Source organism: Acidovorax sp. 107 (assembly GCF_003058055.1).
Lineage (GTDB): Bacteria > Pseudomonadota > Gammaproteobacteria > Burkholderiales > Burkholderiaceae_C > Acidovorax.
On the sequence record NZ_QBTZ01000001.1, the window covers coordinates 2,501 to 15,755 of the forward strand.

A 13,255-nucleotide genomic window follows, 5' to 3' on the forward strand; every position below is an offset into this window, starting at 1 on the left:
TGTCGCGGTGAATACGTTCCCGGGTCTTGTACACACCGCCCGTCACACCATGGGAGCGGGTTCTGCCAGAAGTAGTTAGCCTAACCGCAAGGAGGGCGATTACCACGGCAGGGTTCGTGACTGGGGTGAAGTCGTAACAAGGTAGCCGTATCGGAAGGTGCGGCTGGATCACCTCCTTTCTGGAAAACTGCATTCAATATTGAACGCCCACACTTATCGGTTGTTGGAACAGGGTCTGTAGCTCAGCTGGTTAGAGCACTGTGTTGATAACGCAGGGGTCGTTGGTTCGAGCCCAACTAGACCCACCAAATTCCGATGGCTAGATGCGGTAAGAGGACACTGGGGGATTAGCTCAGCTGGGAGAGCACCTGCTTTGCAAGCAGGGGGTCGTCGGTTCGATCCCGTCATCCTCCACCACCCAACGACAAGAGAAGACTTCGGTCATTCAACACCAAAGCGGCTTTGCTAAGAGGCTGCTTTGTTGTTGATCAATATCGATTGATCAATCGGCTGTTCTTTAAAAATTCATAGAGTCGAAATCAGAGTTGCCAGGGGAAACTGCACATTCGTAAAGGTTTAGTGCAGACCGTGCCCCTGGTGACAAATTTTTGATTGCGTCAAAACGAATGTTCAATGAGCAAACGTGATTGCGAAAGCGATTGCGAAGTAATTTGAACTCAGTAATGACGAATGTTTCTTGATAGTGATATCGAGGAATTATTCACATTACGGCATAACGCGCCAGGTGAAAGACCTGGCAAGTCCTTGAAGATGATGGCGATATCTTGAAAGAGATGTCAAAGTTATAGGGTCAAGTGACTAAGAGCATGTGGTGGATGCCTTGGCGATTACAGGCGACGAAAGACGTGATAGCCTGCGATAAGCTTCGGGGAGCTGGCAAATAAGCTTTGATCCGGAGATTTCTGAATGGGGAAACCCACCTCGCAAGAGGTATCGCATACTGAATACATAGGTATGCGAGGCGAACCGGGTGAACTGAAACATCTCAGTAGCTCGAGGAAAAGACATCAACCGAGATTCCGAAAGTAGTGGCGAGCGAAATCGGAAGAGCCTTCTAGTGATAGCACGACTGTTAGCAAAACGGGATGGAAAGCCCGGCCATAGCAGGTGATAGCCCTGTATGCGAAAACAGACGTGTGGTACTAAGTTAGAGAAAAGTAGGGCGGGACACGAGAAATCCTGTCTGAATATGGGGGGACCATCCTCCAAGGCTAAATACTCGTAATCGACCGATAGTGAACCAGTACCGTGAGGGAAAGGCGAAAAGAACCCCGGGAGGGGAGTGAAATAGATCCTGAAACCGCATGCTTACAAAAAGTAGGAGCCCGCAAGGGTGACTGCGTACCTTTTGTATAATGGGTCAGCGACTTACATTCAGTGGCAAGGTTAACCGAATAGGGAAGCCGTAGAGAAATCGAGTCCGAATAGGGCGAATCAGTCGCTGGGTGTAGACCCGAAACCAAGTGATCTATCCATGGCCAGGATGAAGGTGCCGTAACAGGTACTGGAGGTCCGAACCCACTAGTGTTGCAAAACTAGGGGATGAGCTGTGGATAGGGGTGAAAGGCTAAACAAACTTGGAAATAGCTGGTTCTCTCCGAAAACTATTTAGGTAGTGCCTCAAGTATTACCTGCGGGGGTAGAGCACTGTTTAGGCTAGGGGGTCATGGCGACTTACCAAACCTATGCAAACTCCGAATACCGCAGAGTACAGCTTGGGAGACAGAGCACCGGGTGCTAACGTCCGGACTCAAGAGGGAAACAACCCAGACCGCCAGCTAAGGTCCCTAAAATTGGCTAAGTGGGAAACGAAGTGGGAAGGCTAAAACAGTCAGGATGTTGGCTTAGAAGCAGCCATCATTTAAAGAAAGCGTAATAGCTCACTGATCGAGTCGTCCTGCGCGGAAGATGTAACGGGGCTAAGCCAGTTACCGAAGCTGCGGATTTGCAATTTATTGCAAGTGGTAGGAGAGCGTTCTGTAGGCCTGTGAAGGTGTCTGGTAACGGATGCTGGAGGTATCAGAAGTGCGAATGCTGACATGAGTAGCGTTAAAGGGGGTGAAAAGCCCCCTCGCCGTAAGCGCAAGGTTTTCTACGCAACGTTCATCGGCGTAGAGTGAGTCGGCCCCTAAGGCGAGGCAGAGATGCGTAGCTGATGGGAAACAGGTCAATATTCCTGTACCGATCAATAGTGCGATGTGGGGACGGAGAAGGTTAGCTCAGCCAACTGTTGGATATGTTGGTTCAAGCCTGTAGTCGTGCCTGGTAGGCAAATCCGCCGGGCTTAGATGAGGGGTGATAACGAGTCTGCTTGCAGACGAAGTGAGTGATACCCTGCTTCCAGGAAAAGCCACTAAGCTTCAGCTATTGACGACCGTACCGCAAACCGACACTGGTGCGCGAGATGAGTATTCTAAGGCGCTTGAGAGAACTCAGGAGAAGGAACTCGGCAAATTGATACCGTAACTTCGGGAGAAGGTATGCCCCAAGTAGGTGAACTCGTACAGAGGGAGCCCAACGGGGTTGCAAAAAATCGGTGGCTGCGACTGTTTAATAAAAACACAGCACTCTGCAAACACGAAAGTGGACGTATAGGGTGTGACGCCTGCCCGGTGCTGGAAGATTAAATGATGGGGTGCAAGCTCTTGATTGAAGTCCCAGTAAACGGCGGCCGTAACTATAACGGTCCTAAGGTAGCGAAATTCCTTGTCGGGTAAGTTCCGACCTGCACGAATGGCGTAACGATGGCCACACTGTCTCCTCCTGAGACTCAGCGAAGTTGAAATGTTTGTGATGATGCAATCTCCCCGCGGAAAGACGGAAAGACCCCATGAACCTTTACTGTAGCTTTGTATTGGACTTTGAACAGATCTGTGTAGGATAGGTGGGAGGCTTTGAAGTGAGGACGCTAGTTCTCATGGAGCCAACGTTGAAATACCACCCTGGTGTGTTTGAGGTTCTAACCTAGGTCCATTATCTGGATCGGGGACAGTGCATGGTAGGCAGTTTGACTGGGGCGGTCTCCTCCCAAAGCGTAACGGAGGAGTTCGAAGGTACGCTAGTTACGGTCGGACATCGTGACGATAGTGCAATGGCATAAGCGTGCTTAACTGCGAGACTGACAAGTCGAGCAGATGCGAAAGCAGGACATAGTGATCCGGTGGTTCTGTATGGAAGGGCCATCGCTCAACGGATAAAAGGTACTCTGGGGATAACAGGCTGATACCGCCCAAGAGTTCATATCGACGGCGGTGTTTGGCACCTCGATGTCGGCTCATCTCATCCTGGGGCTGTAGCCGGTCCCAAGGGTATGGCTGTTCGCCATTTAAAGAGGTACGTGAGCTGGGTTTAAAACGTCGTGAGACAGTTTGGTCCCTATCTTCCGTGGGCGCTGCAGATTTGAGGAAGCCTGCTCCTAGTACGAGAGGACCGGAGTGGACACACCTCTGGTGTATCGGTTGTCACGCCAGTGGCATTGCCGAGTAGCTAAGTGTGGAAGAGATAACCGCTGAAAGCATCTAAGCGGGAAACTCGTTTCAAGATGAGATCTGCCGGGGCCTTGAGCCCCCTAAAGAGTCGTTCAAGACCAGGACGTTGATAGGTCAGGTGTGGAAGCGCAGTAATGCGTTAAGCTAACTGATACTAATTGCTCGTGCGGCTTGACCCTATAACTTTGATAGCCAACACGCTCACCAGCGTGAAGCTCAAAGTCTGTTATGCCAAGTTAGACGCAGTCAAATACAAAAAATCTGATTCCAGACTCTATGAATTCGCCAGGCTGTTCACAAGAACAGCCCAGCACCAAGTTATGCCTGATGACCATAGCAAGTTGGTACCACTCCTTCCCATCCCGAACAGGACAGTGAAACGACTTTGCGCCGATGATAGTGCGGGTTCCCGTGTGAAAGTAGGTCATCGTCAGGCTCTTACAGCCCAGAAAACCCCAGTCTCCAAAGGACTGGGGTTTTTTGCTTTGGAGCGCCAGATTCGCCACCGGGCTAGCTCTCAACGCACGCATCGGTTCCTAGCCCTTATCCCTCGCTTGGCACCTCTACTCGCCGCGAGACAATTGAGGCTGGCGAGAAGGCCTTGGCGTCACAATGCAGTCACCTCTCAGTGCTGACGCAAAGCTGCAGCGGAACTTGCCCGGCCGTGATCAAAAGACGACGGCTCCTTCGTCTGATTCATACTCCGCCCGGCACGCGAAATCTTTGAACCCCGGCATGATCAAGAAGCCGCTCCAATTTCCCCTCCATCCACAGATAGTGCAGATGCGCGAGAGCCTCGCCCATGGCGAACGTTATCTGGTGCGTGTCCAGCGCGCGCTGAAACAGGATCGGCAAGGCGTCGGCAGCGCTGAGGGCTTGGTTTTGGGCGGCTTGCATGATTTCCTCAAGGCGCTCGCGGTGATGGGTCTGCAATTGAGCGATGCGCGTGGCCAGGCCCGTAAAGGGTTTTCCGTGCGACGGCAGCACCAGCGTGTTTTCTGGCAACTCCAGATAGCGCAACAGCGAAGTCAGGAAAAGTTGCAGCGGATTGGCTTCTGGCTCACTGGCATGAACGCTGACATTGGTAGAGATGCGCGGAAGCACCATGTCGCCGCTGATGAGCGTGCTCAACTCCGTGCTGAACAAAGCGATGTGTTCGGGGGCGTGGCCGTAGCCACCGATGCAACGCCACGCTCGTCCTCCGATGTCCAAGGTGTCTCCGTCCATCATCCTGCGAAAGCGAGTTGGCAACGCGGGAACCAGGGTCGGGAAATAGGAGGATCGGCCTCGGACATGGGCTAAAAAGGCGGCATCTTGTGCCCCGTGCAGGGCATAAAAGTCGGCCCCCGCTTCTCCGCCAAACCCTTGTGGGTCGTACACGGCGACCCGTGCCACGTTGTAGTCGGTGGCACTGATCCACAAGCGCACGTCCCAGCGCTCGCACAGCCAGTGCGCCAGACCAATGTGGTCTGGATGCATGTGGGTCACGATGACCCGCAGGATAGGCAAGCCCCCTAGGCAATTGACGAATACCTGCTCCCACTGCGCACGGGTGGTAGCGCTGTCGATGCAGCAGTCCACCACGGTCCACCCGTCCACCAGCACACCGCCGGCATCAGGTTGCCGGTCGCGCAGCAGCCACAGATTGATGTGGTCGAGCGCGAAGGGAAGGCCCATGCGTATCCAGTAGACACCCGGCGCGACCTCGATGGCGTCGCCCTCTGGAGGGAGCGTGTCACCCAGCGGATAGTGGATCTGATGTTCTAGTGGATTCATGGCAACGATTGGATGGGTTAGCATTGACGTTAACGTAAACGTCATGCGCTCAATGCATTGTAGGGACCAGCCGCCACCGGGCTGTCTCCTGCGCGAAACCGACTCTGCTGTGTGCAGCACCCACTATGGCCAATACCTACACCATCAGCGATCTCGCCAAAGAATTCGATCTCACCACCCGGGCAATCCGTTTCTACGAAGACATGGGCTTGTTGCAGCCTGAGCGCACTGGGTCTGCGGGCCGCAACCGGGTGTATAGCGCGCGCGACCGCACGCGGCTGCGCCTGACGCTGCGGGCCAAGCGCCTCGGGCTGTCCCTGACGGAGGCCAAGGAGATCATCGATCTCTATGACAGCCCCCGCGATACGGGCGTGCAACTGCGCAAATTCCTGGACGTGCTGGTCGTCCATCGCAAGCAGCTCGAAGAGCAAATGGCCGATCTCCAAGCCAACCTGGAAGAGGTGCGCGAGCACGAAGAAGAGGCGCGAACGCTGTTGGTCAAGGTGGAAAAGCAAAATTGATTCATAATTGACGTTTACGTAAACGTAAATCAGGAGAGCACTGTGAGTCTGGCCCCTTTTGAGCCGCGTTGCCTCGACTATGCCGACCGCGTGCGCCACAGCTTTGCGCGCCAGGGGGCCATGCAGACTTTGGGCGCTGCGCTGGGTCTGGTCGCGCCGGGCGCGGTGGATATTGAGTTGTCATGGGCTGCCGCGCTGACCCAGCAACACGGCTTCCTCCATGCCGGCATGGTCGCTACAGCGCTGGATTCGGCGTGCGGATATGCCGGTTTCACTCTGATGGCGGCCGAGGCGGCAGTGCTCACCATTGAATTCAAGATCAACTTGCTGGCCCCGGCCAAGGGCGAGCGGTTTCGCATGGAAGGGCGGGTGCTGAAGCCCGGCCGCACCATCACCGTGTGCGAAGGCCGTGCCTTCGCCATCGAGGGCTCCCAAGAAAAACTGGTCGCCACCATGGGTTGCACACTCATGGCAGTGACCGGGCGCGACCACATCCAGGGCTGAAGCCCGTCCATTTCACTACCCGTTACGAGGAGACATTCACCATGAGCATTCCCGCCAACCTTCCAGGCCTCAATTTCCAGTTGGGCGAAGACATCGACGCCCTGCGCGACGCCGTGCGCGACTTCGCGCAGGCAGAGATCGCTCCCCGTGCGGCAGAGATTGACCGCAATGACCAGTTCCCCATGGACCTGTGGCGCAAGATGGGGGACCTTGGCGTACTGGGCATCACGGTGCCGGAGCAGTATGGTGGCGCCGCTATGGGCTACCTAGCCCACATGGTGGCGATGGAGGAAATCTCGCGTGCCAGTGCCTCGGTCGGCTTGTCCTACGGCGCACACAGCAACCTGTGCGTGAACCAGATCAACCGCAACGGCAACGAGGCACAAAAGGCCAAGTATCTTTCCAAGCTCATCAGCGGTGAGCACGTGGGCGCGTTGGCCATGAGCGAACCCGGCGCGGGCTCGGACGTGATCAGCATGAAGCTCAAGGCTGAGGACAAGGGCGGCTACTACCTGCTCAACGGCAGCAAGATGTGGATCACCAACGGCCCCGATGCCGACACGCTCGTGGTCTATGCCAAGACCGAGCCTGAATTGGGCGCGCGCGGCGTGACCGCTTTCCTGATCGAAAAGGGCATGAAGGGCTTCTCGATTGCGCAGAAGCTCGACAAGCTGGGCATGCGCGGTAGCCACACGGGCGAGCTGGTGTTCCAGGACGTCGAAGTGCCCGCAGAGAACGTACTGGGCGGTCTCAACATGGGCGCCAAGGTGTTGATGAGCGGCTTGGACTACGAACGCGCGGTGTTGACCGGCGGCCCGCTGGGCATCATGCAGTCGGTCATGGACAACGTGATCCCTTACATTCACGACCGCAAGCAGTTCGGCCAGAGCATTGGCGAGTTCCAGCTCATCCAGGGCAAGGTGGCCGACATGTACACCGTGCTGCAGGCGGGGCGCTCGTTTGCCTACACTGTAGCCAAGAACCTCGACATGCTGGGCACCGACCACGTGCGCCAGGTGCGCAAGGACTGCGCCAGTGTGATCCTGTGGTGCGCCGAGAAAGCCACCTGGATGGCGGGCGAAGGCGTGCAGATCTATGGTGGCAACGGCTACATCAACGAATACCCGCTGGGCCGCCTGTGGCGCGATGCCAAGTTGTATGAAATCGGGGCGGGCACCAGCGAGATTCGCCGCATGCTGATTGGCCGCGAGCTGTTTGCTGAGACCTGCTGACCTGCCCTTACTGAAAACCTCACAGACCAAAACACCATGCCTTCCTCGATCGACGACCTGTTTGTTCACAATCGCGCCTGGGCAGCCCGGATGGAGAGCGAGCGGCCAGGCTTCTTCACCAACCTGCTGGCGCAGCAGAAGCCCAAGTACATGTGGATCGGCTGCTCCGACAGCCGGGTGCCAGCCAACCAGATCACCGGGTTGGAGCCCGGCGAAGTGTTCGTGCACCGCAATGTGGCCAACGTGGTGGTGCCCACCGACCTCAACTGCCTGTCCACCATCCAGTACGCGGTGGACCAGCTGCGGGTGGAGCACCTGATGGTGGTGGGCCACTACGGCTGCGGCGGCGTGCTGGCGGCACTGGAGGGCACCCGCGTCGGTTTGGCAGACAACTGGATCCGCCACGTGACCGATGTGCGCGACCGTCACCGCGACCTGATCGCCGCCACCGCGCCTGAAGGGCGCCACGACGTGCTGTGCGAGCTCAACGCCATCGAGCAGGTGGTGAACATCGCCCAGACCACCGTGATGCTCGACGCCTGGGGGCGGGGCCAGAAGGTCACGCTGCATGGTTGGTGCTACGGGCTCAAGGACGGGCTCATCAACAACCTGCACATGTCGGTGGATAGCACCGAAGGCCTGGAATCGCTGTACAAGGCAGCGATTGCCGGCGTGGCTGCCACCCGGCGGCAGTAAGCCGGGCGCCCCTGCCCACGCTTGCGACGGTTGCGCTGACAAGGATGCCTGATACCATGTTCCCGCAACGCCTGGATGCCCCACAGGCCTATGGCATTGCCAAGGCCATGATGGACGGCTTCAACCGCCACTACCGGCTGTTCCGCACCGAGTCTGCGCGGGCCAAGCACCGCTTTGAAACCGCCGACTGGCATGGCCAGCAGCGGGCGCAGCGCGAGCGCATCGAGTTCTATGACCTACGGGTGAAGGAATGTGTGCGCCGCCTGGAGAAAGAGTTCGAGGCCGGCGCGCAGCCCATGGATGTGTGGCACCAGGTCAAGCTGCATTACATCGGCTTGCTGGTCAACCACCACCAGCCCGAGCTGGCCGAGACATTCTTCAACTCGGTCACCACCAAGATCCTGCACCGCACGCATTTCCACAACGACTTCATCTTTGTGCGGCCTGCGGTCAGCACCGAATACATCGAGAACGACGAACCCGCAGCGCGGCCCACCTACCGCGCCTACTACCCGACGCGCGACACGCTGGGAGAAACGTTCCAGGCCATCATCGAGAACTTCCAGCTCCAGCGCGAATTTGTCGACCTGCAGCGCGACACGGCCTGCGTGGTGGCCGCCATGCGTGGGCGCCTCGACAAGGTGCGGCTGCGCACCAACTTCCAGATCCAGGTGCTCACCAGCCTGTTCTTCCGCAACAAGGGCGCTTATGTGGTGGGCAAGATCATCAATGGCTTCCACGAGGTGCCGTTTGCGCTGCCCATCCTGCATGACGACAGCGGCAGGTTGTACATCGACGCGGCCCTGTTTGGCGAAGACGACATGCAGATGCTGTTCAGCTTTGCCCGCGCCTACTTCATGGTGGACATGGAGGTGCCCAGCGCCTATGTGCAGTTTTTGCGCAGCCTCATGCCGCGCAAGCCGCGCGCCGAAATCTACAACGCCCTGGGCCTGGCCAAGCAAGGCAAGACACTGTTCTACCGCGACTTCCTGTACCACCTGAAGCACTCCAGCGACCAGTTCCGCATCGCGCCCGGTATCAAGGGCATGGTGATGCTGGTGTTCGACCTGCCGAGCTTTCCGTTCGTTTTCAAGCTCATCAAGGATTACTTTCCGCACCAGAAGGAAACCACGCGCGAGCAGATCAAGGCCAAGTACCTGCTGGTGAAGCAGCACGACCGCGTGGGCCGCATGGCCGACACGCTGGAGTACAGCGAGGTCGCCTTTCCGCGCGACCGTTTTGACGATGCGCTCATCGCCGAGATCGAGAAGTTCGCCCCCAGCCAGCTCGAAATCAGCGACCGCGACGGCGATGGCCAGACCGAGGTGATCATCAAGCACCTGTACATCGAGCGGCGCATGATTCCGCTCAATATCTACCTTCAAGAGGCTTTTGATACCGGCCTCGCCGACCCGCGCGCGCGCCAGCAGATGGAGCACAGCGTCATCGAATACGGCAACGCCATCAAGGACCTCGTGGCCGCCAACATCTTCCCTGGCGACATGCTCTGGAAGAACTTCGGCGTCACGCGCAACGGCAAGGTCGTGTTCTACGACTACGACGAGATCGAATACCTCACCGACTGCAACTTCCGCCGCGTGCCCACGCCGCGCAACGAGGAAGAAGAGATGAGCGGCGAGATCTGGTACAGCGTGGGCCCGCGCGATGTGTTCCCCGAAACCTTTGGCCCCTTCCTGCTCGGCAACGACGCGGTGCGCGAGGTCTTCATGCAGCACCACGCCGACCTGCTCGACGCCGCGTTCTGGCAGTCGCACAAGGAGCGCATCCAGGCAGGCCACATGTTCGATGTGTTCCCTTACGACACGGAACGGCGCTTTGCGCAGCGCGCTGCGGCAGGCTGACCGCTCGCGAAGCCCCGGTTTTCACCTCCCACTTTCCCCCAGAACACCTTCCCTCTGACCCTTACCCAGGAGACCTTCCCCATGTCCATCCAAGACCCCATCGTCATCGTCGGCGCCGCGCGCACCCCCATGGGCTCGCTGCAGGGCGACTTCTCCAGCCTGGCCGCGCACGATCTGGGTGGTGCTGCCATCAAGGCCGCCATCGAGCGCGCCGGTGTGTCGCCTGACGCCGTGGGCGAAGTGCTGTTCGGCAACTGCCTGATGGCTGGCCAGGGCCAGGCGCCCGCACGCCAGGCCGCGTTCAAGGGCGGCCTGCCCAAGGGGGCAGGCGCGGTCACGCTCAGCAAGATGTGCGGCTCCGGCATGAAGGCCGCGATGATGGCGCACGACATGCTGCTGGCGGGCACGCACGACGTGATGGTGGCGGGCGGCATGGAGAGCATGACCAACGCTCCCTACCTGCTGCAAAAGGGCCGCGGCGGCTACCGCCTGGGCCACGACCGCATCTTCGACCACATGATGCTCGACGGCCTGGAAGATGCGTACGAAGCGGGCCGCAGCATGGGCACCTTTGGCGAAGACTGCGCTGCCAAGTACAGCTTCACGCGCGAACAGCAGGACGCGTTTGCCACGGCCAGCGTGCAGCGCGCCAAGGCTGCTACCGAATCCGGCGCGTTTGCGGCCGAGATCGTGCCCGTGACCGTCAAGACCCGCGCGGGTGAAACCGTGGTCTCGGTGGATGAAGGTCCCGGCAAGGTCAAGCTCGAAAAAATCGCCACCTTAAAGCCAGCGTTCAAGAAGGACGGCACCATCACCGCCGCCTCCAGTTCCAGCATCAACGACGGCGCCGCCGCGCTGGTGATGATGCGCGAGTCCACCGCCAAGAAGCTGGGCGCCAAGCCCCTGGCTCGCATCGTGAGCCACGCCACGCACGCGCAAGAGCCCGAATGGTTTGCCACCGCCCCGCTGGGCGCCACGCAGAAGGCGCTGGCCAAGGCCGGCTGGCAAGTGGGCGACGTGCAGTTGTGGGAGATCAACGAAGCCTTTGCCGTGGTGCCCATGGCGCTGATGAAGGAGCTGGATCTGCCCCACGACAAGGTCAACGTGAACGGCGGCGCCTGCGCGCTGGGCCACCCCATCGGCGCCAGCGGTGCGCGCATCATGGTCACGCTGATGTATGCGCTCAAGGCGCGGGGCCTGACCAAGGGCCTGGCCACGCTGTGCATCGGCGGTGGCGAGGCCACGGCCGTGGCGCTGGAACTCGTCTGAGGCCGCTGGCTGGAGATGGGATGATCCCCGACTTTGTACAAGGACCGCGATGACCACTCCCTCTCCCGCCATCGGCGCCTTCTGGCGCGCGTTTTCTGATGCCCAGGCATCGCTCCAGGCCCTGTCGTTGCGCGAGCGCGTGGGGGCGGCCAATGTGCTGATGGAGCAGCACCTGGACGGCCTGGCGCTGGAGATGTCCGGTGGCGACGCCGACGCCGTGGTGGACCTCATCGTCACGGCCCATGGCAGCATCGAGCGTTTTCCGCTGCTGGCACAGGTGGTGGCGGCCGCACCCGCGCTGCCGCACTACCGCGTGCGCGCGTTTCGCGAGCGCACCACGCAGCCGGACTTTCCCATCGGCATGGAAGGTTTCGAGCTGGCCACGTCCGACGTGCTGGTGGCGCTGGAGCAGGACGGCGGGCAGGCGGCGCTGGAGATCCGCTTTGGCCGCGAGATCCCCAGCGACTACCAGGACCACGCACGCAACATGGCGTTCATCATGCTCGACCATGTGCTGGGCGAATACGACTTTGCCGTGAAGGTGGGCGCGGTGGACTTCGTGGGCGACCCGGACGACGCCTACACTCCCTGGGTGCCGCTGAGCCAGCTGCCCCCGGTGTTCGACCGCTACTGGACCGAAACCCTGGGCCACACCGGCCACTTCCCCACGGGCGAGGCCGAGTGGGACGGGCTGGAGCTGCAGTTTGACTGCCCCATCGACGAAGACGGCAACGAGCTGCCCGCCGACGATGTGGAAGGCGGCGACGCGCCCGAGACCGGCGTGGTCATGGTCAACACCAGCGCCAACGCGGTGGCCATGCGCGCCGACCTGGCCTACGCCCTGACGGTGGACCTGGCGGTGCCCGACAGCGGCACCCTGAGCGCCGTGCAAGCCCTGCAGGATCAGGCCGCCACCGTGCTGCAAGTGCCGCAGTTGGGCATTCTGGTGCTGACGCTGATGCGCGCGGGGCGCCGACAGGCGCTGTATTACGTGAGCGACGAACAACTGGCCAAGCAGGCGCTGGCGCCTCTGCTGCTGCGCGATGAGGCGGCATCGCTGGAGCTAAAGGTGGCGTACGACCCTGCGTGGTCGGGCTATTTCGAGTACGCCGGCTACCTGTCTGCCTGAGCTTGCGGTGCTGCCTTGATTACTCCTGAATTGATAGCTGCTGGCGCATGATTTACTAGCGCTTGCGGCACATTGGGCTTGAAAATGAACTCCATACTCGTGATCGGCGCGTCCCGGGGCATCGGCCTGGAGCTGGTGCGCCAGTACACCGACGCCGGGCGCCGCGTGATCGCCACTGTGCGCGACGACGCCGGCCGTGAACGCGTGCTGGCGCTGGGTGCCGAGGCGCTCACCGTCGATGTGGCCAACCCCGCTAGCGTGAGCGGCCTGGCCTGGCAGCTCGACGGCGAAAAGCTGGACCTGGCGCTCTATGTGGCCGGCGTCATCCGCCGCCCCAACGCGCTCACGCCGCCCACGCAGCAAGACTTTGACGCCGTCATGCACACCAACGTGCTGGGCGCCATGCAGGCCATTCCGCAGGTGGCGCCCCTGGTGGCTGACGCGGGCGGTGTGTTTGCGTTTCTGTCGTCCTCCATGTCGCAGATCGGCAGTGTGCCGAACAGCGGCTCGTGGCTGTACCGCACCAGCAAGGCCGCGCTCAACATGGCTGTGGCCGCCGCGCAGCACGACTACCCCGGCGCCACGCTGGTCACCATCGACCCTGGCTGGGTGCAGACCGACATGGGCGGCGGCGGTGCACCGCTGACGGTGGAAGACAGCGCGCGCGGCCTGCGCAGCACCCTGGCCAGCGTCACCGCTGCCGACAAGGGCCGCCTGCTGCACCACGACGGCCGCCGCGCTGCCCATTGGTAGGCCG

The 13,255-nt window shown here is 59.9% G+C and carries 9 protein-coding genes, 2 tRNA genes and 3 rRNA genes (1 of these 14 only partly in view); 13 read left to right on the top strand and 1 reads right to left on the bottom strand.

What is annotated here, in order from left to right; translation table 11 throughout:
* The 5 genes from C8C99_RS00015 to rrf all read left to right on the top strand — a co-directional run.
* Positions 1-179: ribosomal RNA gene (locus C8C99_RS00015) — 16S ribosomal RNA — on the top strand (it extends 1,350 nt beyond the left edge of the window).
* 52 nt (positions 180-231) lie between these two features.
* Positions 232-308, top strand: a tRNA-Ile gene (locus C8C99_RS00020).
* Between the two features lie 33 nt (positions 309-341).
* Positions 342-417: transfer RNA gene (locus C8C99_RS00025), tRNA-Ala, on the top strand.
* Positions 418-809: 392 nt separating this feature from the next.
* Positions 810-3,688 (top strand): 23S ribosomal RNA (locus C8C99_RS00030).
* A 144-nt stretch (positions 3,689-3,832) separates the two neighbouring features.
* A 5S ribosomal RNA gene (gene rrf / locus C8C99_RS00035) occupies positions 3,833-3,945 on the top strand.
* The 16S, 23S and 5S rRNA genes sit together here with 2 tRNA genes alongside, the layout of an rRNA operon.
* Before the next feature lie 260 nt (positions 3,946-4,205).
* Here rrf and C8C99_RS00040 read toward each other — a convergent pair.
* Positions 4,206-5,285: an MBL fold metallo-hydrolase gene (locus C8C99_RS00040; RefSeq protein WP_108626976.1), complete on the bottom strand. Its 1,080-nt coding sequence runs from the start codon at positions 5,283-5,285 to the stop codon at positions 4,206-4,208.
* A 125-nt stretch (positions 5,286-5,410) separates the two neighbouring features.
* Between C8C99_RS00040 and C8C99_RS00045 the strand changes: the two genes are divergently transcribed.
* The 8 genes from C8C99_RS00045 to C8C99_RS00080 all read left to right on the top strand — a co-directional run bounded on the left by C8C99_RS00045 (position 5,411) and on the right by C8C99_RS00080 (position 13,251).
* A complete protein-coding gene (locus C8C99_RS00045) occupies positions 5,411-5,806 on the top strand; it encodes a MerR family DNA-binding transcriptional regulator (protein ID WP_108624541.1) in 396 nt (131 codons plus the stop codon).
* A 42-nt stretch (positions 5,807-5,848) separates the two neighbouring features.
* Positions 5,849-6,310 (top strand): PaaI family thioesterase, encoded by a 462-nt coding sequence (locus C8C99_RS00050; protein ID WP_108624542.1) that lies wholly within the window; start codon positions 5,849-5,851, stop codon positions 6,308-6,310.
* 41 nt (positions 6,311-6,351) lie between these two features.
* Entirely contained in the window at positions 6,352-7,542 is a 1,191-nt protein-coding gene (locus C8C99_RS00055) for an isovaleryl-CoA dehydrogenase (RefSeq protein WP_108624543.1), read from the top strand.
* A 36-nt stretch (positions 7,543-7,578) separates the two neighbouring features.
* On the top strand, positions 7,579-8,238 hold the full coding sequence (gene can / locus C8C99_RS00060; protein ID WP_108624544.1) for a carbonate dehydratase: 660 nt from the start codon (positions 7,579-7,581) through the stop codon (positions 8,236-8,238).
* A 56-nt stretch (positions 8,239-8,294) separates the two neighbouring features.
* A complete protein-coding gene (gene aceK, locus C8C99_RS00065; RefSeq protein WP_108626977.1) occupies positions 8,295-10,100 on the top strand; it encodes a bifunctional isocitrate dehydrogenase kinase/phosphatase in 1,806 nt (601 codons plus the stop codon).
* 81 nt (positions 10,101-10,181) lie between these two features.
* Entirely contained in the window at positions 10,182-11,369 is a 1,188-nt protein-coding gene (locus tag C8C99_RS00070) for an acetyl-CoA C-acyltransferase (protein WP_108624545.1), read from the top strand.
* Positions 11,370-11,418: 49 nt separating this feature from the next.
* A complete protein-coding gene (locus C8C99_RS00075) occupies positions 11,419-12,498 on the top strand; it encodes a DUF695 domain-containing protein (RefSeq protein WP_108624546.1) in 1,080 nt (359 codons plus the stop codon).
* A gap of 84 nt (positions 12,499-12,582) precedes the next feature.
* A complete protein-coding gene (locus C8C99_RS00080) occupies positions 12,583-13,251 on the top strand; it encodes an SDR family oxidoreductase (protein ID WP_108624547.1) in 669 nt (222 codons plus the stop codon).
* Positions 13,252-13,255: the final 4 nt, after the last annotated feature.

What these genes read in the sequence shown, in the direction of transcription:
- can (WP_108624544.1), top strand. Translation starts at nt 7,579, where the DNA reads ATGCCTTCCTCGATCGACGACCTGTTTGTTCACAATCGCGCCTGGGCA.
- C8C99_RS00045 (WP_108624541.1), top strand. Translation starts at nt 5,411, where the DNA reads ATGGCCAATACCTACACCATCAGCGATCTCGCCAAAGAATTCGATCTC.
- C8C99_RS00055 (WP_108624543.1), top strand. Translation starts at nt 6,352, where the DNA reads ATGAGCATTCCCGCCAACCTTCCAGGCCTCAATTTCCAGTTGGGCGAA.
- C8C99_RS00040 (WP_108626976.1), bottom strand. Translation starts at nt 5,285, where the DNA reads ATGAATCCACTAGAACATCAGATCCACTATCCGCTGGGTGACACGCTC.
- C8C99_RS00080 (WP_108624547.1), top strand. Translation starts at nt 12,583, where the DNA reads ATGAACTCCATACTCGTGATCGGCGCGTCCCGGGGCATCGGCCTGGAG.
- C8C99_RS00070 (WP_108624545.1), top strand. Translation starts at nt 10,182, where the DNA reads ATGTCCATCCAAGACCCCATCGTCATCGTCGGCGCCGCGCGCACCCCC.
- C8C99_RS00075 (WP_108624546.1), top strand. Translation starts at nt 11,419, where the DNA reads ATGACCACTCCCTCTCCCGCCATCGGCGCCTTCTGGCGCGCGTTTTCT.
- aceK (WP_108626977.1), top strand. Translation starts at nt 8,295, where the DNA reads ATGTTCCCGCAACGCCTGGATGCCCCACAGGCCTATGGCATTGCCAAG.